General features: G+C 60.2%; 22 protein-coding genes. 12 read left to right on the forward strand and 10 right to left on the reverse strand.

The annotated features are described in order from the left end of the window. Positions 1-49: 49 nt before the first annotated feature. Positions 50-1,036, reverse strand: a complete 987-nt coding sequence (locus ACTJLA_RS18415) for a diaminopimelate epimerase (RefSeq protein WP_072448703.1) — start codon at positions 1,034-1,036, stop codon at positions 50-52. 360 nt (positions 1,037-1,396) lie between these two features. On the opposite strand from ACTJLA_RS18415, the gene ACTJLA_RS18420 reads away from it, so the two are divergent. Beyond that, entirely contained in the window at positions 1,397-2,548 is a 1,152-nt protein-coding gene (locus ACTJLA_RS18420; RefSeq protein WP_034125817.1) for an MFS transporter, read from the forward strand. Positions 2,549-2,557: 9 nt separating this feature from the next. Here the strand turns inward: ACTJLA_RS18420 and ACTJLA_RS18425 are convergent, their stop codons facing one another. The 7 genes from ACTJLA_RS18425 to ACTJLA_RS18455 form a co-directional block, all read right to left on the reverse strand. After that, positions 2,558-3,220, reverse strand: a complete 663-nt coding sequence (locus ACTJLA_RS18425; RefSeq protein ID WP_230633825.1) for a type III secretion effector protein — start codon at positions 3,218-3,220, stop codon at positions 2,558-2,560. A 421-nt stretch (positions 3,221-3,641) separates the two neighbouring features. Next, a complete protein-coding gene (locus ACTJLA_RS18430) occupies positions 3,642-3,890 on the reverse strand; it encodes a type III secretion protein (RefSeq protein ID WP_229999849.1) in 249 nt (82 codons plus the stop codon). A gap of 220 nt (positions 3,891-4,110) precedes the next feature. Next, on the reverse strand, positions 4,111-5,127 hold the full coding sequence (locus ACTJLA_RS18435) for a type III secretion effector protein (RefSeq protein WP_169918900.1): 1,017 nt from the start codon (positions 5,125-5,127) through the stop codon (positions 4,111-4,113). Between the two features lie 245 nt (positions 5,128-5,372). Continuing rightward, a complete protein-coding gene (locus ACTJLA_RS18440; protein ID WP_314551475.1) occupies positions 5,373-7,766 on the reverse strand; it encodes a TonB-dependent siderophore receptor in 2,394 nt (797 codons plus the stop codon). A gap of 97 nt (positions 7,767-7,863) precedes the next feature. Continuing rightward, positions 7,864-8,814, reverse strand: a complete 951-nt coding sequence (locus tag ACTJLA_RS18445) for a FecR family protein (RefSeq protein WP_314551476.1) — start codon at positions 8,812-8,814, stop codon at positions 7,864-7,866. Between the two features lie 26 nt (positions 8,815-8,840). Then, the gene (locus ACTJLA_RS18450) at positions 8,841-9,341 is read right to left on the reverse strand and encodes a sigma-70 family RNA polymerase sigma factor (protein WP_181125376.1); all 501 of its coding nucleotides are present in this window, start codon (positions 9,339-9,341) and stop codon (positions 8,841-8,843) included. Between the two features lie 79 nt (positions 9,342-9,420). Continuing rightward, positions 9,421-9,822 (reverse strand): cytochrome c, encoded by a 402-nt coding sequence (locus ACTJLA_RS18455; RefSeq protein WP_080757661.1) that lies wholly within the window; start codon positions 9,820-9,822, stop codon positions 9,421-9,423. Positions 9,823-9,968: 146 nt separating this feature from the next. Here ACTJLA_RS18455 and ACTJLA_RS18460 point away from each other — a divergent pair, with 146 nt between their 5' ends. The 3 genes from ACTJLA_RS18460 to ACTJLA_RS18470 are packed head-to-tail and all read left to right on the forward strand — an operon-like array spanning position 9,969 to position 13,487. Then, positions 9,969-10,769, forward strand: a complete 801-nt coding sequence (locus ACTJLA_RS18460; RefSeq protein ID WP_072448699.1) for a glucose 1-dehydrogenase — start codon at positions 9,969-9,971, stop codon at positions 10,767-10,769. Beyond that, positions 10,762-12,588: a glycoside hydrolase family 15 protein gene (locus tag ACTJLA_RS18465; protein ID WP_034125824.1), complete on the forward strand. Its 1,827-nt coding sequence runs from the start codon at positions 10,762-10,764 to the stop codon at positions 12,586-12,588. Before ACTJLA_RS18460 ends, ACTJLA_RS18465 begins: the two co-directional genes overlap by 8 nt. Then, on the forward strand, positions 12,576-13,487 hold the full coding sequence (locus ACTJLA_RS18470) for an alpha/beta fold hydrolase (RefSeq protein WP_127882053.1): 912 nt from the start codon (positions 12,576-12,578) through the stop codon (positions 13,485-13,487). The genes ACTJLA_RS18465 and ACTJLA_RS18470 overlap by 13 nt, the downstream gene beginning before the upstream one ends. Here the strand turns inward: ACTJLA_RS18470 and ACTJLA_RS18475 are convergent. Next, positions 13,473-14,441, reverse strand: coding sequence for a GlxA family transcriptional regulator (locus ACTJLA_RS18475; protein ID WP_057976603.1), 969 nt, complete (start codon positions 14,439-14,441; stop codon positions 13,473-13,475). The two genes, ACTJLA_RS18470 and ACTJLA_RS18475, sit on opposite strands and share 15 nt — an antisense overlap. 89 nt (positions 14,442-14,530) lie before the next feature. On the opposite strand from ACTJLA_RS18475, the gene ACTJLA_RS18480 reads away from it, so the two are divergent. Beyond that, positions 14,531-15,211 (forward strand): DJ-1/PfpI family protein, encoded by a 681-nt coding sequence (locus tag ACTJLA_RS18480; protein WP_314551490.1) that lies wholly within the window; start codon positions 14,531-14,533, stop codon positions 15,209-15,211. A 408-nt stretch (positions 15,212-15,619) separates the two neighbouring features. Here the strand turns inward: ACTJLA_RS18480 and ACTJLA_RS18485 are convergent, their stop codons facing one another. After that, positions 15,620-16,249 carry a LysE family translocator gene (locus tag ACTJLA_RS18485; RefSeq protein ID WP_314551493.1) on the reverse strand — a complete coding sequence of 210 codons (630 nt, stop codon included), beginning with the start codon at positions 16,247-16,249 and terminating at the stop codon, positions 15,620-15,622. A 168-nt stretch (positions 16,250-16,417) separates the two neighbouring features. Here ACTJLA_RS18485 and ACTJLA_RS18490 point away from each other — a divergent pair, with 168 nt between their 5' ends. From ACTJLA_RS18490 to ACTJLA_RS18520, 7 genes are all read left to right on the forward strand, one after another. Further along, on the forward strand, positions 16,418-16,933 hold the full coding sequence (locus ACTJLA_RS18490; protein ID WP_034125829.1) for a sigma-70 family RNA polymerase sigma factor: 516 nt from the start codon (positions 16,418-16,420) through the stop codon (positions 16,931-16,933). Next, positions 16,920-17,870, forward strand: coding sequence for a FecR domain-containing protein (locus ACTJLA_RS18495; RefSeq protein WP_054898220.1), 951 nt, complete (start codon positions 16,920-16,922; stop codon positions 17,868-17,870). Before ACTJLA_RS18490 ends, ACTJLA_RS18495 begins: the two co-directional genes overlap by 14 nt. 104 nt (positions 17,871-17,974) lie before the next feature. Continuing rightward, positions 17,975-20,464: a TonB-dependent siderophore receptor gene (locus ACTJLA_RS18500; RefSeq protein ID WP_314551498.1), complete on the forward strand. Its 2,490-nt coding sequence runs from the start codon at positions 17,975-17,977 to the stop codon at positions 20,462-20,464. 405 nt (positions 20,465-20,869) lie between these two features. After that, on the forward strand, positions 20,870-22,309 hold the full coding sequence (locus tag ACTJLA_RS18505) for an undecaprenyl-phosphate glucose phosphotransferase (protein ID WP_054898218.1): 1,440 nt from the start codon (positions 20,870-20,872) through the stop codon (positions 22,307-22,309). After that, on the forward strand, positions 22,309-23,766 hold the full coding sequence (locus ACTJLA_RS18510; protein ID WP_054898217.1) for a mannose-1-phosphate guanylyltransferase/mannose-6-phosphate isomerase: 1,458 nt from the start codon (positions 22,309-22,311) through the stop codon (positions 23,764-23,766). Before ACTJLA_RS18505 ends, ACTJLA_RS18510 begins: the two co-directional genes overlap by 1 nt. 1 nt (position 23,767) lies before the next feature. Next, positions 23,768-24,679, forward strand: coding sequence for a glycosyltransferase family 2 protein (locus ACTJLA_RS18515; protein ID WP_252950283.1), 912 nt, complete (start codon positions 23,768-23,770; stop codon positions 24,677-24,679). 29 nt (positions 24,680-24,708) lie between these two features. After that, complete coding sequence (locus ACTJLA_RS18520) at positions 24,709-25,485, forward strand: polysaccharide biosynthesis/export family protein (protein ID WP_034125835.1); 777 nt, start codon at positions 24,709-24,711, stop codon at positions 25,483-25,485. Positions 25,486-25,494: the final 9 nt, after the last annotated feature.

Consider the following 25,494-nt stretch of genomic DNA (forward strand, 5'->3'; position numbering starts at 1 on the left):
CTTTAAGGAAACGACTGACACTAATTCAAGGCACCTGCTGTTCCGAGATCTACATAATTAGTCGCGCCGTCCCGAAAAGACTCACACTCAGCACATTTCCAGACTCGGTCTGCAATCGCACTGGCGCCGTGCCACCCGGCATCACCACCGTTACGTCGTCACCCTCAATCCAACCCGCGCGCCATGCCGCGCATGCTACTGCGCTGGCGCTGGTCCCCGAAGACGCCGTAGGCCCCTCTCCTCGCTCAAATACGCGCGCGATGACTCGATTGCCAGCGTCTCGAGCAACCCATTGCAGGTTGACCCCGCCAACACAGAGTTGCCCGCACCCTGCCGGCGGTGCAAAAGCGATGGCCTTCAACCGATTGAAAAGTGCCAACTGGTGCATCGTGTCATTAACCGGCAACGCCGACACATGCTCAACCAGCGTCACACAATGAGGGTTGCCTATCCGGACAAATTGGCTGTTTCCCCATTGCGCATTGATCGACGCCAATGCCGCCACGCGGCTGAATTCATGATGTGCCGCGACCACAGGGCTCACACCGACCGCCCCCACCGCCAAGGGGCCAAACTCGGGCCTGCCCAACGCCAGCCAGAAGCCTGGCACCTGTTCATGCTTCGCCGGCTCGACATAGGTGATCACGGGCGATACCGCATCCGGCTTATCGTGATACACCCGCAACTCGCTACCGTGCACCATTAACCCCTGGTCGGTTAACGCCTGGGCAAAAATGGTCAGGCCATTACCACTGCGTTCGGCGAGAGAACTGTCGGTATTGATGATCAGCAGATCAAACGGTGGCCGTGCTTGAAATGGCCCGACTAACAAACCATCACAGCGATACGCCTTTGCACCGGTCGGTGGTGGTAATGCACCCCAGCCACATTCGGACGCAATGGCCGATGCGGCCCACATCTCGCGCGTGCTTGCAGCCAAGCGGGCGTTGTCGGGCACATCGATACCCAGACCGCGCAAATGGGCCGGGCTGACCACCCCATAGATATTTCCGCGTGCATCGTAGAACCGAGTCATGACCACGCCAGCCAGAGATTTTTCATCGGTTCGTCCGCTCACTTATCGACCATCGGGACAGCAGCGTATTACAGAACGGTCGATCTGTGGGAGGTGGGCGCAAAGGCAGTAAGCCACTGCAAGAACCTGGGGTTCAGCCACTCCTGCAGGGAGTACACACCTTCCGGACCACCTCCTACAGGTTCGACCATTCCTACGTGGTTACCCCACGCCAAAGCGTTCCATTTTTTGTAAAAAAAATGCTCGCAATCTGCGCTTTTAATCCTGATAACAAAAGGAACCCAGCTCGCTCGAGAGGGCCTGATGTGCAAGGATGTCGCGCCGGACATCGTTCGTTGAACGCCAAACCAAGGATTTTTCATGACTGCCATTCCCACCCCTGCCCCCGTGGTTCCCGGGCGGCTGGAGCAGATGTCGACCCGCATCGCTTTTTTTATCGCAGGTTTCGGTATCGCCGCCTGGGCACCTTTGGTGCCGTACGCAAAGGCGCGTGCAAATCTGAATGAAGGCACCCTTGGCCTGCTGTTGTTGTGCCTGGGGGTGGGGTCGATCATCGCGATGCCCGCTGCGGGCGTGCTGGCATCTCGCTTTGGCTGCCGACGCGTGCTCACCGCAGGGACGCTGATGATCTGCCTGGCCCTGCCGATGCTGGCCACTGTCAGTTCGATCCCGCTGTTGATCGCGGGGTTATTCCTGTTTGGCGCGGGCCTGGGCACCGTGGACTCCACCGTCAACCTGCAAGCGGTGATCGTTGAGCGCGCCAGTGGCAAAACCATGATGTCGGGCTTTCACGGGTTGTTCAGCCTGGGGGGCATTGTCGGCGCAGCGGGGGTTGCGGGCTTGCTGGGGCTGGGCCTGTCGCCATTGCAGGCGACTCTGGTGGTCGTCGTTATCACGGTGGCGGCGCTGTTGAAAGCCGCACCGCATTTGTTGCCTTATGGCAGCAAAAGCTCGGGACCGGCATTTGCAGTGCCCCATGGCGTGGTGTTGTTTATCGGTTGCCTGTGTTTCATCGTATTCCTGGCTGAAGGTGCCGTGCTGGATTGGAGTGCTGTGTTCCTCAGCGCCGAGCGCGGCCTGGATGAGGCTTACGCCGGCCTGGGGTACGCGGCATTTGCCTTGACCATGACTGCTGGACGCCTGACCGGCGATGCCATTGTTCGACGCCTGGGCCCCACTCGCGTAATCGTGATCGGTGGCGCGCTGGCCTGTGCCGGCTTGCTCCTCGCGACCCTATTGCCAACGTGGGAAACGGCGCTGCTCGGCTACGCGCTGGTGGGTGCAGGGTGTTCGAATATCGTACCGGTACTGTATACCGCCGTGGGTAAGCAAACGGTGATGCCAGAGCACATCGCAGTGCCTGCCATCACCACATTGGGCTACGCCGGGATTCTCGCCGGCCCCGCCATGATTGGCTTTATCGCCCATGGCAGCAGCTTGAGTACTGCGTTCATCCTGATCGCGGTATTGCTGGCGGCAGTAGCCATCAGTGGAAAAATCCTCAAGGTATGAGTCCAAGCTTCAACGCGCTTTGCGAGCATCGTCCTGCTCCCGCCAACGTTCGAGGCTTTTGTTGCTGAGCCAACCGTCCTTATGAGGCGGGCCAAACAGTCGTGTGCCATTGGCTCGCTGTAATGACGACAGCAAACCCGGACGGTCAAGAATATTCTTCGCTGTGTAGACACTGAGCTCGCTGTATTGGGACCTGGGCATGCCTGTAGACGTATCCAGCACAGGCGCGCCGTGTTGATCTACCTCATACGGGTCTTGCATAACCGACCGAAGCTTGGCTATTTCAACGTACTGATGCGTTTCAAAGAGATAGGTTCGATCCATGGTCTCGTCTCGCAGGTGCGCAAACTGGCTTTGCAGCGCTTGCACCACCTGTGCATTGCTTTGGGCATGAAACGGATCCTGGCTGAAAACACTTGGAGAGCTGTTGCCCTGCAAGGTCTGGGCAGCCGCACTGAGGCTGTCACGTGTGATATCGCCATCACGGCTGAAGATAGCGTCGCTTAGCCGAGGGCGTTTGAGAATTTCTCTGACGACCTGGATCGCGTTGTCCAACACCTCGTTTTCACCCGTCGGTTGAGCAGCGATCCGCTTCAAGGACGTCCAAGTCAAGCGCCCGTCATTCAGAAACGGGTGCACCGCGCCGAAGGATTTTTCCAAGGCCTTTGCCAACTGGCTATCCTTTGTAGTTGCACTTGGCAGGGAACCACTGGCCCGCTCAACGGGGGAGTTCTGCAAGTCTCGATAGCGCAGAGCGGATAAGGTCCCACGCAAGAGAAAGGGTTTGTGCGAGCCTCCAGCCGAGGGCGCGGATGGGGCTTCATACCAGGTTTCAGATTGGCAGACCGGTGGTGGAGTGGTTGATTGTGCGGCCAGCCTGTCGGGAGGAAGCGGCCGGCCGGAAGGTACTGCACCCTTAATTGTCATGGGTTTTCTCCAACTCTTTTCAGATGCATATCCGCTGGGTGGTCTGTGCCGTGATGGGCAAAATCAACGAATAGACTCTCCTCAGGCAGGTACCTCATGTGTGGTTGGATGGGCTCGACAGTTCCGAGTAAAAGGCTAATACCAATGACAATATGTAAAACCGTGGTCAACCACCCTCATCCAGCTTTCGCCTACGCCACCAGCCTGCCAGGCTGTTGATCAAGCCGGTGTCTTTCAATGAATCGCCACCGGCCCCCGGCGTCTGCAACTCCGCCAGCAGGCCCCGGGAAAAATCATCCGAAACGGGCGCCTGGAATTTGCGCTCGCCGGCATAAGCCTTCATGCGCCGCGCCTCGGCCTCATATTCGGTCGACTCAAAGGGAAGACTTTGCGACGCTGCGCACTCCTCTGGCATTGCCAGACTCGCTTGCTGGGTGTTGCGCAAAAGCTCGAGAGGGCCAGGTTTGGGGGAATTAAACGAGGTTGAAGTCATATGTTTTCCCTCATTCGAAAGCTGAAAAAACGGCATGCCAAATCACTACCGCAGGTACCACCTATGTGGCAACCGGGAATAATTCGTTCCTTGAAACATATAAAACTGGCGCCACCTCAAAAAGGTGGCGCCGCAAGAGCGGTCAGCGGGACAACGAGTACAGCCCTCTACGGCTGATCTTCCCATCGCCGTCTTTACTGAGGTGGTTATCCATTTTTTCGAGCACGTCACTGCGCGTGAGTATTTCCTGGGATAACTGAATCAGATGATCCTTGGCTGCATCGCCAGTGAGCGGCTTGCGCGCCCACTCTTTCAGTTCGCTGATTTTCAGGCTTGAGCCCCCGCTCCTTTTCTTCAACTCGTCGAAATGATCAAGCAGCTCACCGGCCAGTTCCTTGTCAGTCTTGTACTTGAAGTAGTTCTCTCCTTTGATCACCATATTCAGTTTTTGCCGGTCGATAAGACCATCCAGGGCGCCGGTGGAACTGTGCCTATCCATCGCTGCCATCAGTTCCGGACGTCGTAGCAGCTCATTGGCCAGGCGGATGTTCTCGTTCATGACGGGATTAGGCGACCACCCTCTTTTCGCCATCGCAAGAATGCTGTCAACGCTGACGTAGCCAGGCTTCTTCGGGTCTCTGAAGGCATTGAAGTTGTCGAGCAGTTGTTGGGCCAACTCTTCGCGGTTCTTCAACGCGTACTGCGGATCCGGCCTGCCGGGGGCGGGCGGATACGGTCGACCTGCGGTGGGGTCCGGTCGTGGTGGAGGATTGCTCTCAATAGGATTCGGTCTGGGGGGCGGGTTGCTGCAACCTGGGTTCGGCCTTGGCGGCCGATGTTCACAACCAGGATGCGTGGGCGGCCGATGTCCGCTGAAGCAATGACCGACCCACTGCTTGAATTGGCTCAGCAAACTCTGCGCCCCCTGCGGGCTGTGGTGACGCCCATGCGCGTCAGCCGCGGTGGTCGGCGCCTGAGGACTACCAAATACCGGCCCGTCCTTGTTCTCCCTGGATTGGAAATTAACATGGGCAGCATTCTGGCCATTGAAAGAACGCGCAGCCGCAGCCTCGTTAGCGACTTTAATGTCGACCTTGGCCGGTGGAAGGTCAGACGTTGCTGAAGCAGAGACGGGTGTATCCAACATCGATACCGACATAAGTTTCTCCATGACAGTGGGCGATTTTCAGCTTGTCGCTCCAACGCAATGTCGAAGCCCACCAGCTTTCCCATGTGTGGTTTTGCGTCGGAATCAGTTCCTGATCCAGCAACAATATGTGATCAAGGTGTAGGAAACAGCTTGGACAGCGGCGATCTTCTCGCGATGAATGGGCGGTGCCCCTGGCCCGGGCCAAAAAAAAATCGCGACCTTTGAGATCGCGATTTTTCTTCATCGGCTAAAGCTCAAAACCCTACGCTTGCCTGTAGGAAGAACGTGCGAGGCTCACCCAGGTACAACCCTGCATTGTTGTCGCTAGAGCGTGTGTAATGCTGCTGGTCGAAGACATTCTTCACGCCCACGCCCAGTTTCAGGTTCGACAGTTGCGCGCCAAAGTCGTAGCCGCTGCGCAGGTTGACCGAGACATACCCGGGGATATCACCGTATTGGCCATCAGCAGAGCCTTGGGTGATATAGGTGGTGCCGGTGCCGGGCGCACGCTGGCCGGACTGGGCATAGACGTCCAGGTTGTGGGTCCAGTGGTTGACGTCGTAACGCAGGCCCAGGGTCGCCACTTGGCGGGAATACAGTGGCAGGTCACGGCCCTTGAACGGCACATCACCTTCGGAGGTGGCCTTGGTGTAGGTGAAGCCCGCGTTGGCGGTCAGGCCGTCGAGGCGCGGGTCGAGGTTGGACAGGTCGTAATGGGCGGATGCTTCGATGCCGCTGTGCTTGGTGGCGCCGAGGTTGGTCCAGCCCACGTCATTGCTGACGTATTGCAGTTCATCCGAGAAGTCGATGTAGAACAGCGTCACTTCGCCGCCCCAGACGCTGTCGTTGTAGCGCGTACCGACCTCGTAGGTCTTGGCCTTTTCCGGGTTCAGGCCGTTGGCCGTCTGGTCGCCGGTACCGCCCTGGCCGAGTTGGAAATACTGCAGGCTGCCGAAGGAGGTTTCGTAGTTGGCGAACAGTTTCCAGGCGTCAGACACGTGGTACATCACGCTCAGCGCCGGCAGCGGTTCGTTGTTGTGGACCTCGCGGCGTTTTTCCTCGGTACGCTTGCCGTTCAGGGCAACGACCGGGCGGTCATGCCATTCGGTACGGATATCTTCAAAGCGAATGCCCGGGGTGATGGTCCATTTGCCAATATCGATTTTGTTATCGATATAGAAGGCGTTGGCTTCAGTGCCCCCCGTGCGGTCCTGATACACGTGACCGTCGCTCTGCCCGCCCGGCGTCGGTACGTTGTTGACCAGGTTCAGGCTGGTGGCCTCCTCGTGCATGCCTTCTTTGAGGTAGCGATACCCCACACTGACTTCCTGGGTACTGGGCCCCAGGTCAAACACATGGGACACACGCGGCTCGATGCCGAAGGTGTAGTAGGTGCGCGGGTAGGAGCTGAGGGTCTTGAGATCGCGGTTGGCAATGTTGCTGCCACGGAAACTGTCGGAATAGTAAGTCAGCACTTCGGCCTGGGTGCGGTCGTCGATCTGGCGGATGTACTTGAACGACACGTCCTTGCGGCGCCCGCTGAAGTTGTCCCAGTCACGCACCGATTGGTACGGGTTGGCATCGAACTGCTTCTGGGTCAGGCCGCCGGGCATATCGGCGCTGGCATCGTAATAGTGGAAGTTCAGCGAGAAATCGTCTTGATCGGTCGGCGCCCAGTGGGTTTTGAAGATCACATCATCGATGTCGTTGCCGTTGTTGCCGTTGCGGTAACCGTTACCGTTGACCCCGGAGTACAGCAGCGCGGCGCCGATACCGTTGTCGGCAGTGCCGCCGATAAAGGCATTCTCTACATGCTTCCAACCACCGTGGGCAGACGTTTGCAGGGTGGTGCCGACTTCACCGGAGAAGTCTTGCGGGATCGTACGGGTCACGAAGTTGATCACGCCGCCGACGTTCTGTGGCCCATAACGCACCGAACCCGCACCGCGGACAACGTCGATACTTTCCAGGTTACCGGCAGAAATCGGCGCCATCGACAGCTGTGGCTGGCCGTAAGGAGCGAACGCAGCCGGTACGCCGTCAATCAGCACGGTGGAGCGCGGTGACAGGCGCGAGGTCAGGCCGCGTACGCCGACGTTGAGGGAAATATCACTGCCACCAGTGCCGTTGGATTCCTGCACTTGCACGCCAGGCACGCGGCGCAGGACGTCACCGATGTTCATCGCGCCCTGCTCTACCATGGCTTCGCGTCGAATGACGGTGCGTGCGCCGGGATGGTTCTGCACCACTTCGGCATCGGCGTCGGCAAGCCAGTCGCCCACCACCTTGATATCGGTGACCCCCAGTTCCAGCGGTGAGCCCGCTTCACCGGTGCCGCGGCTCACCGGACGCAAGGTCACGGAGCCGGCGTCAATCTGGTAATCCAGGCCACTGCCTTGCAGTAATTGCCGCAGGGCTTGTTCGGGCGAGAGATTGCCATCGACCGCAGGAGCTTGCTTGCCAGCAACCATATCGGGGCTGAAGAACACTTGCAGCGAGGTCTGCTGGCCCAATTGGCTCAAGGCTGCGCCGAGGGATTGCGCACGAATGTGGATACCCTCGGCAGCCTGTGCGGTACTGATGGCAACGGCCAGGGCCAAGGGCGCCCAGCGGGAAATTTTATTGTTGTGGGGGGCAAGTTTTTTCACGTCGAACCTAGTCCTGTGATCGCAAGCATGCGCGGCCGTTAATGCAAACCAGTTGCAGTTGCAGGAGAAGACGAAGAACTCGAAAAAAACCTGAATGTCAGCGCGAAATAATTTCCTGGCTACCGTCCGGCAGAGTGCGCAAGGCGACCGGCAGGATGTGGGGCAAGGCCTTGAGCAAGGCATCGGTATCGCTGGAGTTGAAGACACTGGTCAAGCGCAGATTGCCCACCGCTGCCGTACTGACCCGCAGCGGTTGCTCGCGGTAGCGCGACACTTCCCGCGCCACGTCGACCAAGGTGGCGTTGTTGAACACCAGTTTACCGTTGCGCCACGCGGTCAGTTCTTCAGGGTTCACCGCGTAGGCCGCCGCCACTTGGCCTTGGGGATCGACATGGGTGCCACGCCCGGCGGTGAGCGTGACGATGTGATCGGATGCCCGGCCCTGCACCTTGACCGTGCCGGCTTCGACCGCCACGCGGGTCTGGTCCGCCTCCCGACGTACATCAAAGCGCGTGCCGGTGACGGTCACCTGCCCTGCCCCGGCTGCGACCACAAACGGGCGCCCGGCGTCATGCTGCACGCTGAACATCGCCTCGCCCTGCTTGAGCTCTACGCCCCGACGGCCCTTTTCGTAATGAACCGCGACCACGCTGCGGCTGTTGAGGTCCATCACGGAACCGTCAGGCAAGGTCACCTGACGATGCTCGCCTAACCGCGTGCTGAATTCGGCATTGTAGGGCTTTGGCTGCCACAGACCGCGGTACGCACCCAGGCCCACTGCAATGGCGACCACACTGGCGGCCACGGCATAACGCAGCAGCGCACGCCGTCCAAGGCGCTCGGTCGGCGCATCGCCCAGCGCCTGCAAGCGGGCCTTGGGCAGCAAATCCGTCGCACTCCATAGCCCTTGCAGCACATCGATTTCGTATTGATGCGCGGGCTGCGACCTGCGCCAGGCATCGAAACGTTGGCGTTCCTGGGCGCTCAATGGGCCATCTTGCAGGCGTACAAACCACTGCGCGGCCTCATCACGGACACGGTTATCCATCGTGGAAGATCCTGTTTCAAAGCCGGTCATGGCGCGCTCGCATCCAGACGATCACGCAGATGCCGCAGGGTGCGGATCATATACTTTTCCACCATGTTTTTAGACAGCCCCAGGCGTGTGGCGATTTCCTGCTGGGTGAGCCCTTCGATCTTTTGCCAGATGAAAATCCTGCGACAGTTGAGCGGCAACTCGGCCAGCGCCCGCTCGATGGCGTCGGCCAACTGGATCGCGTGCATGTAATGCTCGGGGTCGCTACTGTGAGGCGTGCTGTGATCAATCGCCTGCAGCGTCAACGTCTCGCGGCGGTCTTCGCGGCGGTAGGCATCCACCGCAATATTGCGCGCGGTTTGATGCAGGTAGGCGCGGGGCTGCGCCACCTCGCAGGCAGCGGACTCAAGCACCCGCACGAAGGTGTCGTGCGCCAGGTCTTCGGCTTGCTGACGGTTTCTCAGGCGGCGCGTCCAGGTTCCGATCAACTCTTCGTAGTGCTCGAAAAAGCCTGTTCTGCGGGGCGGCTGAGGAGTCATCGCGAGAGCACTGGGAAGGCGGGGCGTGAATAGTAATGCTTCCTATTAAGTGGGGCAATTGCTGCTCATCGCCGACCCACTATTTGTTTGAAATGACCTCACTCATGTATTGATGCAAATCGCGAAAGTCTTTAACGCTCCAGGCATGTGGCGCGATCTTTACGCCATTGTCTTGCAGCGTCTTGGGGATCAGGTTGCCATTGGGGCGAAGGATGACCGAGGAGACGATAACGCCAGGATAATCATGGAGTCGTTTCTTGAAGGTGGCAGTTGTCAGGTCGGGGGTTGGCGGATTACTTTTTTTTGCCAATGGCCCCGTGCCTTTGATATCGGGCCCGTGGCACACAGCACAGCGCTGTAGATACAGCGTTTTACCATTGCTGTTTTCCGCGACGCACAAGGCTGTCTGAGCCAGTGATAAAGCGGCCACTACGCCGCTGAGTAATAGTTTCATCCATCGGGTATCGGCCCACGCATGCATTCCATCGCTTCCTGTATTGCCCTTTGTTTTCAGCATCATACGATAAAGTCGCGCTTTGCCCGAGTTGGGCGTAAGCGCCAGGGGGTGAACTTCCGCTCGCCGCCGCCAGTCAGCAAGAAGGACTCTCATAAAACGGTGGGTGGGCGATGCAGATTTCCTTGCAGCAACAAGTGGCCCTGGTCACCGGGGCCAGTTCCGGCATTGGCGCGGGCGCGGCCAAAGCCCTGGCCGCAGCAGGCGCGGCGGTGGTGCTTAACTACAACTCCCAGGCGGCACCGGCTGAGGCTCTCGCCGCGCAGATCAATGCCAACGGCGGCCGAGCGCTTGCGATTGGCGGCGATGTGTCCAAGGAGGCCGATGTCGAACGCCTGTTCGCGCAAACCCTCGACGCCTTCGGCCATCTGGATATTCTGGTGGCCAACTCCGGCCTGCAAAAAGACGCCAATCTGGTCGATATGAGCCTTGAGGATTGGAACACCGTGATTGGTGTCAACCTCACCGGGCAGTTCCTGTGCGCGCGGGCCGCGGTGCGCATCTTCAATCGCCAGGGTATTCGCGAAGGTGTGTCACGGGCCGCCGGCAAAATCATCCATATGAGTTCGGTGCATCAAGTCATCCCCTGGGCCGGGCATGTGAATTACGCCGCGTCCAAGGGCGGCGTGGAGATGCTGATGCGCACCCTCGCCCAGGAAGTCAGCGAACAACGCATCCGTATCAATGGCATTGCGCCTGGGGCGATTCGCACGGCGATCAACCGCGCAGCCACTGAAGGTGCTGCAGAAAAAGAGCTGCTCAAATTGATTCCTTATGGTCGTGTCGGTGACGTCGAAGACGTGGCCAATGCAGTGGTGTGGCTGGCCAGCGATGCCTCTGATTATGTGGTTGGCAGCACCTTGTTCATCGATGGCGGTATGAGCCTCTACCCGGAGTTCCGTGGCAATGGTTGATTTCAAGAACGAACCTCAAAGCGCCATCGATGCCCACGGGATCATCGGCGACATGCGCAGCGCGGCACTGGTGAACGACCGCGGCAGCATCGACTTCTTCTGCTGGCCGGAATTCGACAGCCCTTCGGTGTTTTGCGCACTGCTCGACACGCCCGAGGCCGGCACGTTCCAGCTTACCCCGGACCTGCCCAACGCCCGCCGCGAGCAGATCTACCTGCCCGACACCAATGTGCTGCAGACTCGCTGGCTGAGCGATGAAGCGGTGGTGGAGATCACCGACCTGCTGACCGTCAGCGAAAACGTCGATGAACTGCCCTTGCTGATCAGGCGGGTACGGGTGGTCAGTGGCAAGGCGACTATCCACCTGAGCTGCGCCGTGCGCCACGACTATGCCCGGGCCCCCACCGAGGCTAAGGCCGAGGCTGCCAGCGTGGTGTTCACCGCCAGCGGCCAGCCCGGCCTGCGCCTGATTGGCAGTCAGCCGCTGACCCTCCAAGGCAACACCGCCATCGCCACCTTTACCCTCGCCCAGGATGAAGGCGCCGAATTTGTCCTCGGTGGCCAGGAGGATGCGCGCGTCACCAACGACTGTACCGACCTCTACCTGGAGCGCACCTTGAAGTTCTGGCGCGGTTGGATCAGCCAGTCCAACTATCGCGGGCGCTGGCGCGAGATGGTCAACCGCTCGGCCCTGGCGCTGAAACTCCTGACCTCGCGCAAACACGGCGCCATCATCGCCGCGGCCACGTTCGGGCTGCCGGAAACGCCCGGCGGCGAACGCAACTGGGACTACCGCTATACCTGGATCCGCGATGCCTCGTTCACCGTCTATGCGTTCATGCGCCTGGGTTTCGTCGAGGAAGCCAACGCCTATATGCGCTGGCTCAGGGGCCGGGTCAGCGACTGCTGCGGCCAGCCGACCAAGATCAACATCCTGTACGGCATCGACGGTCGCCAGGAACTGCCGGAAACCACCCTCGACCACTTGAGCGGCCACGGCGGCGCCCAACCGGTGCGGGTGGGCAACGAAGCGTTCGACCAGATCCAGCTGGATATCTACGGCGAACTGATGGACGCGGTTTACCTGGTGAACAAGTACGGCGAAGCCATCTCCCACCAAGGCTGGAAACACACGGTGGAAGTGGTCGACCAAGTGTGTGAGATCTGGAACCACAAAGACGTGGGCATCTGGGAAATGCGCGGCGAGCAGCACCACTTCCTGCACTCACGCCTGATGTGCTGGGTGGCCCTGGACCGTGCCATTCGCCTGGCCTCCAAACGTTCGCTGCCGGCCCCGTTCGCACGCTGGGACCAGACGCGCCAGGCGATCTACGCCGACATCTGGACTAACTTCTGGAACGAAGAGCGCGGGCATTTTGTGCAGCATATCGGCAGCACCGCCCTCGACGGTTCGATGCTGTTGATGCCGCTGGTGCGCTTTGTCGCCGCCACGGACCCGCGCTGGCTCACGACACTGGAAGCGATCCAGAAAAGCCTGGTGCGCGACGGCATGGTCTACCGCTACCGCAATGACGATAGCCAGATCGATGGGCTGCAAGGCGTCGAAGGCGCGTTTGCCGCCTGTTCGTTCTGGTACGTCGAATGCCTGGCGCGCGCCGGGCAAGTTGAAAAGGCCCATCTGGAATTCGAACAGTTGCTGCGTTACGCCAACCCGCTGGGGTTGTACGCCGAAGAGTTCGACAGCCAGGCCCGGCACCTGGGCAACACGCCCCAGGCCTTGAGCCACTTGGCATTGATCAGCGCGGCAACGTTCCTGGACCGCAAACTCAGCGGGGAGAAAACCGTATGGCAACCGTGACATCCCCTGCCCCACTGCTGTATGTGCGCACAACCCTGCTTGATGTGGCTTACGAAACCCACGGCCCCATCGATGGCGAACCGGTGATCCTGTTGCATGGCTTCCCCTACGATCCACGGGGGTACGACGACATCGCGCCGGTGCTGGCTGAACGTGGTTATCGGGTGTTGGTCCCGTATTTACGCGGTTATGGCCCGACGCGATTTATCAACACGCAAGTGATGCGCTCTGGCCAACAGGCAGCGCTGGCCAAGGACCTGCTCGACTTCATGGATGCATTGTCGATCCCGCAAGCCACACTCGCCGGCTTTGACTGGGGTGGGCGCGCCGCCTGTATTGTCGCGGCGCTATGGCCGCAGCGGGTGCGCGGCCTGGTGACCGGCGATGGCTACAACATCCAGGCCATCAGCCAGTCGCTCAAGCCCAGGCCACCTGAGACAGAGCACCGGCTCTGGTATCAGTATTACTTTCACACCCAGCGCGGGGTCGACGGGTTGACGGCCAATCGGCGTGAACTCTGCCAATTGCTCTGGACGCTGTGGTCACCGTCCTGGGCCGAAGGGCCAAGCCGCTACGCCCTGACCGCGCCGTCGTTTGATAACCCGGATTTTGTCGAGGTGGTGATTCACTCCTATCGCCATCGCTTTATGTATGCGCCGGGTGATCCCGCGCTGGAATACATCGAGCAGGCGCTGGTGCCGCAACCGCCGATATCAGTACCGAGCATTTCGCTGTGCGGGGCCGACGATGGCGTGGGCCCGCCGTCGCTGGAGGATGATGACGTGGAGCACTTCAGCGGTTTTTATCGCCGCCAGGTGTTGCCCGGCGTGGGTCATAACGTTTTCCAGGAAGCGCCCCAGGTCACGCTTCAAGCTTTGCTGGAACTACTGGAGCGGTGAAAAACGCTCTCGATAAGCCTGGGGCGTCACCGACAAAGCCCTTAGAAAGCTGCGGCGCAAAGTCTCTTCACAGCCAAAACCACATTGCATGGCGATACGCTTGATGGAGGTTGTGCTATCTGCCAGTTGCCGGCGTGCGTTTTCGACGCGAATCAGTTCCACGGCCCGCGCCGGGGTTTGGCCAGTCTCGGTGCGATAGTGGCGTACAAAGCTGCGCTCGCTCATGCCAGCCTGGGCCGCCAGGGTGGCGATGCTCAGATCCAACGTCAGGTTTTCGGCGATCCAGGCATGCAGCTCGGCAAAACGGCTGTCGCTCCTTTGCAGGGATAACGTCACGCTGAATTGCGACTGACCGCCAGGGCGCTTGAGGAACACCACCAAGTGGCGCGCCACCTCCAGAGCAATCGCACGCCCCAGGTCATCCTCTACCAGGGCCAGGCACAGGTCGATCCCGGCGGTCACACCAGCAGACGTCCACACCGCACCTTGCTGGATGAAAATCGGATTGGCCTCCACCGTGAGCGCAGGGAACTTGCGCGCCAGTTCTTCACAGCGCGTCCAGTGCGTGGCCACGCGGCAACCATCGAGCAAGCCACTAGCGGCCAGCAGAAAAGCCCCGGTGCAAACCGAAGCCATGCGCCGGGTGTGCAAGGATTTATCGCGCACCCATTGCACCAGCGCCGGGTCCTCGGCAGCGCCGTACACGCCCCAGCCACCGGCGATCACCAGGGTGTCGCAAGGCGCATCGATGGCGGGCAGCGGTTCAGCCAGCAGCGCCAGGCCGGCAGACGTCCTCACCGGTTCTGCCTGAGCGGCGATCACGCTCACTGCGTAGGGCAACGGTAAACCCCGTTGGCGCAGCAGGTCATTAGCCGACGCAAACACTTGCAGAGGCCCGGTGACATCAAGCACCTGAGCATTTTCAAAAGCGAGTACATGAATAATCTTGGGCATGATTGGCGCGATTAGTGGGCTCTATGGCGTACCCGCCAAAGCGTAGGCTTCTACAGTGAGGACGTCCATTCCTTTTCGGAGCTTGAACCATGACCTTGCAGATCGGTTTTCTATTGTTCCCCGGCATCCAGCAACTAGACCTTACCGGCCCCTATGATGTCCTCGGTTCGCTGCCAGACGTGAAGCTGCACCTGGTGTGGAAAGACCTCGCGCCGATCACCTCCAGCACGGGCTTGGTGTTCACGCCGACCATCACTTATGCCGACTGCCCGAACCTGGATGTGCTCTGCGTACCCGGCGGCGCCGGTGTGGGCCCATTGATGGAAGACCCGCAAACCCTGGACTTCCTCAAGGCCCAGGCCCAGACAGTGCGCTACATGACCTCGGTGTGCACCGGCTCATTGGTAATGGGCGCGGCAGGGTTGCTGCGCGATCGCAAGGCCACCACCCATTGGGCCTACCACCACCTGCTCGCCCCGCTCGGTGCCATCCCCGTACAGGAACGTGTGGTGCGTGATGGCAACCTGTTTACCGGCGGCGGGATCACCGCGGGCATCGATTTTGCCCTGACTTTGGCCGCGGAGTTGTACAGCGAAGCGGCAGCGCAACTGGTGCAACTGCAGATCGAATACGCGCCGGCCCCACCGTTTGACTCCGGCCGCCCGGAGACGGCGCCCAGGCATGTGCTGGAGGAAGCCAACAAGCGCACGGAGGAGTCACGCAAAGTGCGCGGGGAGATCGTGGCGCGGGCGGCTGCGCGGTTGGGGTGAAGTTGGATTTCTCACGTCCGGTCGCTGAATTTGCAGCGACTGAAGGTCCGTGGGAATGAACCGGTTTCAACGCTTGAACGTGAGGTAAGTCCTAGTCCGCTGTACGAAACTCCTTTTGATTCTTTCGGTGCTCAACGGCTGTCCAGTCGTAGCCAGTCTTTCGACTGACCTGGTAGTCGCGGCAAAGCTGGCCAAAGGTATCTCTTTCAGTCAAATAGGTGGCCGTTACCGCAGGAATGAATATGTGCTCGGTCTGATACCCGGTGTCGGCTGGCAGGCCGCCATCGCAGGCAAGCCAGCTCCCACAGTTGGATTGCGGGGTGTCTGGTAGATGAGCATCGGCTGTCGGGCCGTTGCGGGAGCAAGCTCCCCCGCCACAAAGAAACTTGCTTGGCTTCCCGCGTGTGTTCAGGCAGGACGTGACATCACCGCCAAGCGCACGGCCAACGCCATCAGCACCGCCGCCAAGCCCCACTTCTGCAGCCAAGCGCTTTTGGTGCGTTTGGCGAAGAAGCGGCTGAGCGCCCCGCCAAACAGTCCCAACAGCACATGAAACACACTGGCGATCAACGTCAACACACCGCCCAGCACCATCAGTTGCAAGGCGATGGGCCCCGCCTCGGGCCGCACAAACTGCGGCAGGAACACCATGAAAAACAACAACGCCTTGGGGTTGAGCAAACTGTTGAGCATGGCCTGCAGAAACACTCGGCCCAACGCCACGCGGCCGACGTGAGCGGTGTCCAGGCCGGGGCGTTTCTGCAAGGTTTTGAAGGCCAGCCACACCAGGTAAATCACGCCCGCATAACGGATCAGGTCGAATGCCGGCGGCCAGCTGGCGACCAACGCCGTCACCCCCATCGCGGTCAACGCTGTCAGCAACAGGTCGGCCACGCCAATGCCCAGGGCCGAAGCAACGCCGCCGCGCCAGCCATGGGTGACGCCCTGACTGATGACAAATGCCATGTTCGGCCCCGGTGACAGCAACAACAGCAACACAGCGCCGGAAAAAACACCGAGTGTGACAAGGCTGATCATGGTTGAACCGTCCGCTGGAAAAAAAACAGATTAATCGGCGCTTGCAGGCCCTACAAAAAATTGTGCTGGATACATTGCTCACGCAGCGAACCGAGTGATTGCTGAATGCCACGACCAACGTCTAGAATGCGAAACATTATCAATTAAGCCTGCTGCGCCAGGATGACCATGTCGAGCGATCACCCACTGGACCCTGCTGCCATCGGCCAGCTATACCAAGCCCACCATTCATGGCTGCGAGGCTGGTTGAGCCGGCGCACGGGCTGCCATGAGCGCGCCGCTGACCTCGCGCAGGACACCTTCGTGCGCCTGCTCAACGCGCGTCAGCAACAGACTTTGCAGCAGCCGCGCGCGTATCTGAGCAGCATCGCGCGCAGCTTGATGATCGACCAATACCGGCGCCGCGAACTGGAACGCGCCTACCTGGAAAGCCTGGCGCACTTCCCGCAAGTAGAGGTGCCGAGCGAAGAAACAAAGCGGCTGATCCTCGACAGCCTGGAGCGTATTGACCGTTTGCTCGACCAGCTCAAGCCGAGGGTGCGCGAGGCGTTCCTGTTGGCCCAATTGGACGGCCTGACCTGCCCGCAGATCGCCTTGCGCCTGGGCGTGTCCAAGGCCACGGTGGAACGCGACCTGTCCAAGGCGCTGCACGCCTGTTACCGGTTGCGCTATGCCGACTCCTGACTCGCACCTGGTCGACCAGGCCATCCAATGGATGATCAAGCTGCGCTACAACACCGCCGACGACGCCAGCACCGCGGCCTTTGACCAGTGGCTGCACACCAGCGAGGCGCATCAACAGGCCTGGCAACGGGTCGCCACCCTGAATGACGATTTCAACCACTTGCCGGCGCATGTCAGTCGCCATGCACTCGACGGCGCACGCCAGCACATCAGCCGTCGTGAAAGCCTGAAACTGCTCGGGCTGTTTGCCGGCGCCGCAGGTTTAGCCTGGCTGGGCCGCGACTACACGCCCCTGCCCGCCTTGATGGCGGACTACCGCACCGCCACTGGCGAGCGGCGCTGGGTAACATTGGAGGATGGCAGCAAAGTCCAGCTCAACAGCGCCAGTGCCGTCGACATTACCTCCAGCGCCGAACAACGGCTGGTGAACCTGCGCCAGGGTGAAATATTGATCAATACCGGCGCCGACCACCGCCCGCTGTGGGTGCATACCCGCGACGGTTACCTGCGCGCCGTCGGCACGCGCTTGCTGGTGCGCGAAGAACTCCAAGGTACTCTGCTGGCCGTGCAACAGGGTGCGGTAGCGGTGTTTGCCGATCGCCATGACGGCGCCGCACGCCAGGTGATCAAGCCAGGCGAACAGGTGATGTTCAACCGTAGCGGCATTCGCCCTTCCCCCAACAACGGCCTGGACCCCTGGGCCTGGAGTGACGGCGTGATCAGCGCCCACAACATGCGCCTGGACGACTTCCTGGCCGAGCTGGGCCGCTATCGCAGTGGGTTGGTGCGTTGCAGCGAAGCCGTGGCAGGGCTGCGGGTGTCGGGCACTTACCAACTGGAGGACACCGACCAAGTGCTCAAGTTGGTCACTCAATCGCTGGCGATCGATGTGACCTACCGCAGCCGCTACTGGGTAACCGTCTCCGCTCGGGTGTGACCGGCCGAAAATAAATGAGGTGAATTCTCATTGCCATTCGACCTGTAAGGAAGGGCCGATCAACAGGCCGGTTTGTCCACTTCCTTCAGGAGCATCCCGCGGTCATGCAAGCGTTCCCCTCCAAACGTTCTCTTCTCAAACACGCGGTGCAGGCCGCCCTCCTTGGCGCCTGCCTGGGCGGCGGCGTCTTGCCGCTCGCCGTGATGGCCGACTCCGCTAGCGCTGATACCCAGGTTCGCGCATGGGCGATCGCCCCCGGCTCCCTTACCTCGGCACTGGATCAATTTGCCCGTCAGGCCGGCATCAGCTTGTCCTACGATGCCACCAGCGTTGCCGGTAAAACCAGCACAGGCCTGAGCGGCAACTTCGATCGAGAACAGGCCTTGGGCCAGTTACTGCGCGGCCAGGGCCTGCAAGCCCAGCGCCAAGGCAAGGATATGTGGCTGCTGTTGCCACAAATGGCCGACACCGGTGCCCTGAACCTGAGCGCGACCACGGTGACCGGCCAACGCCTGGGGGCCCTGACCGAAGGCACCGGTTCGTACACTACCGGCGCGGTCACCATCGGCAAAGGCCAACACAGCCTGCGGGAAACGCCACAGTCAGTGAGTGTGATGACCCGCCAATTGATGGACGATCAGAATGTCACCACCATTGACGATGTGATGGAACGTACACCAGGGATCACCACCTACGAGTCGCCCATGGGCGGCAAGTATTTCTATTCCCGTGGATTCAAGATGCTCGGCCAGTACCAGTACGACGGCGTACCGCTGGACATGGGCAAGGACTATGTGCAGGCGGACAGTTTCAGCGCCAACATGGCGATCTATGATCGCGTGGAAGTACTTAAAGGCGCAGCCGGCATGCTCAAGGGGGCCGGCACGGCCAGCGGTGCGGTGAACTTCGTGCGCAAGCGGCCACAGGCCACCCCGACCTCAAGCCTGATGCTGTCCGCCGGCACCTGGGACAACTACCGCGCCGACGTCGATACCGGTGGCCCGCTCAATGACAGCGGCACCGTGCGCGGCCGCGCGGCGTTCAGCCAACAGGATCGCGGCTCCTACATGGACATTTCCAAGCGCCAGGACCAGGCCTTCTATACCGCACTGGACGTCGACCTGAGCCCCGACACAACCCTGGGCGTGGGAGCCAGCTACGAAGACGTCGACGCCAGCCCCTGTTGGGGTGGCTTGCCGCGCTATAGCGATGGCAAGAGCGCCAGGTTAAGCCGTTCCACCTGCCTGGGCCAATCCTGGAACGACTGGCAAAGCCGACGCACGACGTTCTTCGCTGATCTCACCCATCACTTCAATGACGACTGGCAAATCAAAGTCGCCGCTGTGCACAGCCGCAACCTGCAAGACACCAAGTACGCCGCCAGCGAAGGTACCATCGCCTATGGCGCCCCAACCCCCACCGCCAACTCCTACGCAGCATTGATGGACTATGAGCACAAGGACTTCGGCCTCGACGCTTACGTCGATGGCAAGTTCCAAGCCTTTGGCCTGGAACACGAACTGATCCTTGGGGCCAACGGCAGCCGAGGCACCCAGGATGACGTATTCGCGATCCAGAACCTGCCCACGCGCCAGAGCATTTATCAGCCCGACCACCACTTCCCCGAACCAGCCAATGACACCTTCTGGCCAAACATGTACCGCGGTGGCACGGTCAAGGAAACCGCTACCCAGTATGGTACTTACGCCACCTTGCGCCTGCGCCTGGCCGAGCCCTTGATGTTCATCGTGGGCAGCCGTGTGAGCTGGTACGAAAACCGTCGGCAGTCCAACACCCTGGGTTGGGGCGAGTGGAGTGTGCAAGATGCGCGCACCAAGGAATCCGGTGAAGTCACGCCGTTTGCCGCTCTGATCTACGACCTCGACGAACACCTTTCCCTGTACGCCAGCTACGCCGATATCTTCCAGCCGCAGAGCTCTTATGCCACCGCCGACGGCGCGGCACTCAAGCCCAAGATGGGGGACAACTACGAGCTGGGTATCAAGGGCGAATGGTTCGACGGGCGTCTCAACAGTTCCATAGCGTTGTTCCGGGCCACAGAGAAAAACGGCGCCGAGACTGACTTCCTGAGTTTCTGCCCAACTTCGTCCGATGGCTACTGCTATACCGACACTGCCAAGGTCCGCGCCCAGGGCGTCGAAGCCGAAGTCAGCGGCCAGTTGCTCGAACGTCTGCAAGTCTCGGGGGGCTACACCTACACTCAGACCAAATCGCTTAAAAACATTGATACCGCTATCGAAGGAGGCGCGTCCAACACCTATGTACCCCGCCACATGTTGCGCATGTGGGGCGATTACCAGCTGGATGGCGCGCTGTCCAAATGGAGCGTGGGTACGGGGGTCAATGCCCAGAGCGGCAACTATCGCATGCAGCAGGGCCTCAAGCTCGAACAGGCCGGCTATACGGTTTGGGATGCACGATTGGCCTACCGCGTAGATGACACCTGGACCGTCGCCCTTAACGCCAAGAACCTCTTCGACAAAAACTATTACCAAACCGTGGGCACAGCCTCATGGGGCAATTTTTATGGCGAACCGCGTAATTTCACGGTCAGTCTGAAAGGCACCTTTTAACCCGCTCAATCCTCTGGAGGGCAGGCGCCTGGTGCGTTGCGCCCTCTTTTCCTACGCCTCCCCGGGGCCCGTCAAAAAAGTGTTTCCTGACAAACAGGAAAATTCACACTTTTGTTCCTACACTCAAAATCACACCCCGAGACCGGGTCCTCTTGCACAAGGAATGTCAACAAAATGACACAAGAAGGAACATTTAAAGTGTCTATGATATCATCGCTGAAACAAGGTCAAATTATTGACTGAAAGAGAAAAGGAAGTCCTCCTGTAGTAGCCACTGCCCTTGCAAAATTCTTTCATTTGGAGCGATCCATTCGAAGGAAGGGATGCGTTTTACCCAGCGTAGTCCGCTGCCGTCTGGTTCAGACGACCGAATAGAACGCCTGGTGTGCAATGAGGGATGTTTGTATGCGAGAGAAGTCGTCAGTTGTCAGCTTGTTTTTGACCCGAGCAGGGTTTGTCGAGTTTTTTGTGGTTTTCGTCAAGCTGGTCCACGGTCTGACGGCCATTTTCCCACCGCTGGTCCTGGCGCTTTTCCTCGACCCGATGGCCCCTGAAATGCGTTCGCACTTTCTGGGCTTGCTGCTGTTTTTTGCGGTATTGACCATCATTCTGTTCCAGGCCCTGGGCATTTATTCCGAGGAACTGTTCAGTAATCGCTTGCGCCTGCGCACCAATATCGTGGCCTGGTCCTCCGCATTCTGCATCCTGTTGTTCATGTACCAGATCCTGCAGGTATTTCCGCAATTGAACCCGCGCAACCTGGTGGTGTGGTATATCGCCAGCTTGACGATGTTCTGTGCCGAACGCCTGGTGATGCTACGCCTGTACCGCAAACTCATGCGCAAGGGCAAATACCTGCAACGCACAGTGATCCTGGGTTTCACTGACACCGCCGTGCATGTCGCCGACCACTTGCAACGCAACGGCGACATTCGCTCCGGGCTTATCGGCTTTATTGACGACCGCACCGAGCGTATTCCCAAGGAACTGAGCAGCCTGCCGCTGTTGGGCAATACCCGCGACCTGGAAAAACTGATCCGCGCCGAACAGGTCAACCAAGTGATGATCTGCCTGCCCTGGGCTGCCGAGCAACGTATTCACGGCTTGGTCAATCGCCTGCGGCAAATGTCGGTGAACGTGATGCTGGTGCCCGACATGGCTGCCCTGCGCTACGGCCATAGCCGGATCACAGACGTGGGCGGCATCCTGATGTTCAATACCTCGCAGTTGCCGCTGCGCGGTTGGTCGCCGTTTATCAAGCGTTGCGAAGACCTGCTCCTGGCGAGCATCACCCTGGTGCTGGTGTCACCGGTGATGCTGGTCACGGCCATTGCGATCAAGCTCGACTCCAAGGGCCCGGTGCTGTTTCGCCAGAACCGCTACGGCTATAACGACAACGAAATTCGCGTGTTCAAGTTCCGCTCGATGTACACCGACCAGAGCGACTTTACCGCCGAACGCCAGACCACTCGTGAAGACCCGCGCATTACCCGGGTTGGCCGCATCATCCGCAAGACCAGCATCGATGAGCTGCCGCAGTTGTTCAACGTACTGCAGGGCAACATGTCGATGGTCGGCCCGCGCCCTCATGCCACCGCCACCAAAGCCGCCGGTATTCCGTTCGAAGTGGCTGTGAGCGAATACAGCTCGCGCCACCGGGTCAAGCCCGGCATCACCGGTTGGGCGCAGATCAACGGCTACCGGGGTGAAACTGACACCCTGTTCAAAATCCAGAAACGCGTCGAATACGACCTGGAGTACATCTCCAAATGGTCCGTGTGGTTCGATTTGTACATCGTCTTCATGACGGTCCCAGCCGTCCTTTCCACCAAGGAAGTCTATTGATGAATACACTCAACGGATTAATCCCCTGCATTATTTCCGGTGGGTCAGGCACGCGGCTGTGGCCGGTGTCCCGGCAGAACATGCCCAAGCCATTCATGCGTATGCGTGACGGCCAGAGTCTGCTGCAGAAAACCTTTCAACGTGCCGCGCGCCTGCCCGGCGTGGAAAGTGTGCTGACCGTCACTAATCGCGACTTGCTGTTTCGCACCCTGGATGACTACCGCGGAGTCAACCAGGCCAGGCTGCCTCTGGACCTGTTGCTGGAGCCGTTCGGTCGCAATACCGCAGCGGCCATTGCGGTGGCGGCACTGCACGTGCAGGAGCATTTCGGTGGCGACGCCCAGTTGTTGGTGATGCCAGCCGACCATCTGGTGCTGAATGAAACCGCGTTCGCCGACGCCGTGACCCAGGCACGCGAGTTGGCCGAAGCCGGCTACCTGGTGACCTTCGGCATTCAACCCGATCACCCGGAAACAGGCTTCGGCTACATCGAAAAAGGTGACGCCCTGAGCCTGGGTAACCGGGTCAAGCGTTTCGTCGAAAAACCCGACCTGGCCACGGCCCAAGCCTATCTCGACGGCGGCAAGCACTTGTGGAATGCCGGCATGTTCTGCTTCAAGGCCAGTACTCTGGTGGACGAGCTGGCGACCCATGCTCCCGACGTACTGGGGGCCGCTCGTGCAGCCCTCGAGCAGAGCCAGCACCTGCAAAACAGCACCTCGCGCCAGCGTGAACTGGGCAGCGAGGCCTTCGGCACCGCGCCAGACCTTTCCATCGACGTGGCGTTGATGGAGAAGTCCACGCAAGTGGCCGTGGTGCCGTGCGACATCGGCTGGAGCGACATCGGTTCCTGGGAAGCCCTGCGCCAGCTCACGCCCAGCGATGCCCAGGGCAACCAGGTCAATGGCGAAGCCATCTTGCATGACGTGCACAACTGCTATATCGACTCGCCCAAACGCGTACTCGGTGCCGTCGGCGTGCGAGACCTGATCATCGTCGATACCCCCGATGCCCTGCTGATCGCCGACGCCAACCGCAGCCAGGACGTGCGCTACATCGTCGCCGAACTCAAGCGCCAGAACCATCCGGCGTTCAGCCTGCACCGCACCGTCACCCGGCCGTGGGGAACCTACACCGTGCTGGAGGAAAGCAGCCGGTTCAAGATCAAGCGCATCGTGGTCAAGCCCCAGGCGTCGCTGTCGCTGCAAATGCATCACCACCGCAGCGAACACTGGGTAGTGGTCAGCGGTGCCGCGCAGATCACCAATGGCGAGCGCGAATTTTTGATCAACGCCAACGAATCGACCTACATCCCGGCTGGGCACAAGCACCGCCTGACCAACCCCGGCATCATCGACCTGGTGATGATCGAAGTGCAGAGCGGTGAATACCTGGGCGAGGACGACATCGTACGCTTCGATGACATCTATGGGCGCGCGCCCGCAGAGAAGAAATGACATGCGCATCTCGCTGATCATTCCAACCCGCAACGCGTCCAGTCATTTGACGCGACTGCTGCCCGCGCTGCAGATGCAGACTCTGCAACCGGACGAGATGCTGGTAGTCGACAGCGCGTCCAGCGATGACACCGTGGCGCGCTTTCGCGAATTTGGCGCGCGGGTCGAGGTTATCGACGCACGCGACTTCAACCACGGTGGCACACGGCGCTGGGCCAGTGAACACACGAGCGGTGACGCACTGATCGTGATGACTCAGGACGCAATCCCGGCCGACCCCGAGACCTTCGCCAACCTGCTCGAAGAATTGCAACAAGACCCACTCAACGGCGTGGCCTACGGCCGGCAATTGCCGCACCCTGGCGCTGGCGTGCTGGGAGCGCAGTCACGCCACTTCAATTACCCCGCCCAGAGCCGCACCAAGAGCCTTGCCGACGCTGCGCAGTTGGGGATTAAAACCTGCTTCAGCTCCGACTCGTTTTCAGTCTACCGGCGCAGCGCCCTGCAGGCCGTGGGTGGCTTCCCCGCCGATGTGATCGGCAGTGAGGATGCCTACGTCGCGGCGCGCATGCTGCTTGATGGCTACAAGGTGCGCTACGCCGCCACGGCGCGGGTGTACCACTCCCACGATTACCGACTCATGGATGAGTTTCACCGCTACTTCGACATTGGCGTGTTCTACGGTCGCGAGCCGTGGATTCGCCAAGCCTTTGGCGATGCCGGCGGTGAAGGTAAACGCTATGTACAGGCTGAACTCGCAGCGTTGCGCGCAGCCGGTGCATTGCACCGCGTACCCGAAGTACTGGTGCGCAGCGCGTTCAAATTGCTCGGCTATCGGCTGGGCCATCTGGAACGCCGCCTACCCCTCGCCCTAAAGCGGCGCATCAGCATGTTTCCCGGTTATTGGAGGTGAGCATCATGACCTACAGGAAGTCCCCCTTGATGAAAAGAACTATGCTCGTCCTGGCCATGATGGCACTGGCCGCCTGCAATACCCCTGCACGTATCGTCCCCCCCGACGGCAAGACGGTCGAGGACGGCAAGCGCGCCCTCGACCAGCTTGCGCAGCTGCCGCCGGCGGTAGAGCGTATCCGCATCGGCGATCAGTTGCGCATTGTGCGCGATGCCGGTGAGATGCCAACGCTGTCGGCGTTCAACGTCAGCACCATCTATGAGCTGACGCTGTACACCGTGCAAACCGATGGCAAGATCAACTACCCGTTCTTGGGCCCGATCCAGGTAGCCCGTCGCACGCCAGCCGAGGTGGCGAACGAGCTGAGCAACAAGCTTGCGCCGGTGTATCGCGAGCCACGGGTGACGGTGAACATCAACCAGGCACCGGGCAACTCGATCATCGTCGGCGGTGCGGTAAACAACCCGACCACGGTGCCGATCGCCTCGGCCAACACCCTGGAACAAGCCATCGTCGGCGCCGGCGGGGTGAACCCGGCGGGCAACGCCAGCATGGTCGCACTGTTGCGCGAAGATACCCAAGGCACCTACCGCGCTTACTTCCTGGACTTCAGCCAATACCTCAAGACCGGCCCCAACGGGCGTAAACAAGTGCCGCTGCAGCGGGGAGATGTGGTGTTCGTGCCCAAATCCAACGTGGGCGAGCGCATCCAGGGCGTAGATACCTACTTGAACCAGTTGATCCCATTCACCAAGTCGATCGGGGTTGGCTACAACTACACCCGAACCAGCGGCGGCAGTAACTAAAGGAGCGAC

The organism is Pseudomonas sp. 22072 (assembly GCF_052046095.1).
Lineage (GTDB): Bacteria > Pseudomonadota > Gammaproteobacteria > Pseudomonadales > Pseudomonadaceae > Aquipseudomonas > Aquipseudomonas paracarnis.

What these genes read in the sequence shown, in the direction of transcription:
- ACTJLA_RS18415 (WP_072448703.1), bottom strand. Translation starts at nt 1,036, where the DNA reads ATGACTCGGTTCTACGATGCACGCGGAAATATCTATGGGGTGGTCAGC.
- ACTJLA_RS18420 (WP_034125817.1), top strand. Translation starts at nt 1,397, where the DNA reads ATGACTGCCATTCCCACCCCTGCCCCCGTGGTTCCCGGGCGGCTGGAG.
- ACTJLA_RS18430 (WP_229999849.1), bottom strand. Translation starts at nt 3,890, where the DNA reads ATGCCAGAGGAGTGCGCAGCGTCGCAAAGTCTTCCCTTTGAGTCGACC.
- ACTJLA_RS18435 (WP_169918900.1), bottom strand. Translation starts at nt 5,127, where the DNA reads ATGTCGGTATCGATGTTGGATACACCCGTCTCTGCTTCAGCAACGTCT.
- ACTJLA_RS18445 (WP_314551476.1), bottom strand. Translation starts at nt 8,814, where the DNA reads ATGGATAACCGTGTCCGTGATGAGGCCGCGCAGTGGTTTGTACGCCTG.
- ACTJLA_RS18450 (WP_181125376.1), bottom strand. Translation starts at nt 9,341, where the DNA reads ATGACTCCTCAGCCGCCCCGCAGAACAGGCTTTTTCGAGCACTACGAA.
- ACTJLA_RS18455 (WP_080757661.1), bottom strand. Translation starts at nt 9,822, where the DNA reads ATGCATGCGTGGGCCGATACCCGATGGATGAAACTATTACTCAGCGGC.
- ACTJLA_RS18460 (WP_072448699.1), top strand. Translation starts at nt 9,969, where the DNA reads ATGCAGATTTCCTTGCAGCAACAAGTGGCCCTGGTCACCGGGGCCAGT.
- ACTJLA_RS18465 (WP_034125824.1), top strand. Translation starts at nt 10,762, where the DNA reads ATGGTTGATTTCAAGAACGAACCTCAAAGCGCCATCGATGCCCACGGG.
- ACTJLA_RS18470 (WP_127882053.1), top strand. Translation starts at nt 12,576, where the DNA reads ATGGCAACCGTGACATCCCCTGCCCCACTGCTGTATGTGCGCACAACC.
- ACTJLA_RS18475 (WP_057976603.1), bottom strand. Translation starts at nt 14,441, where the DNA reads ATGCCCAAGATTATTCATGTACTCGCTTTTGAAAATGCTCAGGTGCTT.
- ACTJLA_RS18480 (WP_314551490.1), top strand. Translation starts at nt 14,531, where the DNA reads ATGACCTTGCAGATCGGTTTTCTATTGTTCCCCGGCATCCAGCAACTA.
- ACTJLA_RS18485 (WP_314551493.1), bottom strand. Translation starts at nt 16,249, where the DNA reads ATGATCAGCCTTGTCACACTCGGTGTTTTTTCCGGCGCTGTGTTGCTG.
- ACTJLA_RS18490 (WP_034125829.1), top strand. Translation starts at nt 16,418, where the DNA reads ATGTCGAGCGATCACCCACTGGACCCTGCTGCCATCGGCCAGCTATAC.
- ACTJLA_RS18495 (WP_054898220.1), top strand. Translation starts at nt 16,920, where the DNA reads ATGCCGACTCCTGACTCGCACCTGGTCGACCAGGCCATCCAATGGATG.
- ACTJLA_RS18500 (WP_314551498.1), top strand. Translation starts at nt 17,975, where the DNA reads ATGCAAGCGTTCCCCTCCAAACGTTCTCTTCTCAAACACGCGGTGCAG.
- ACTJLA_RS18505 (WP_054898218.1), top strand. Translation starts at nt 20,870, where the DNA reads ATGCGAGAGAAGTCGTCAGTTGTCAGCTTGTTTTTGACCCGAGCAGGG.
- ACTJLA_RS18510 (WP_054898217.1), top strand. Translation starts at nt 22,309, where the DNA reads ATGAATACACTCAACGGATTAATCCCCTGCATTATTTCCGGTGGGTCA.
- ACTJLA_RS18515 (WP_252950283.1), top strand. Translation starts at nt 23,768, where the DNA reads ATGCGCATCTCGCTGATCATTCCAACCCGCAACGCGTCCAGTCATTTG.
- ACTJLA_RS18520 (WP_034125835.1), top strand. Translation starts at nt 24,709, where the DNA reads ATGAAAAGAACTATGCTCGTCCTGGCCATGATGGCACTGGCCGCCTGC.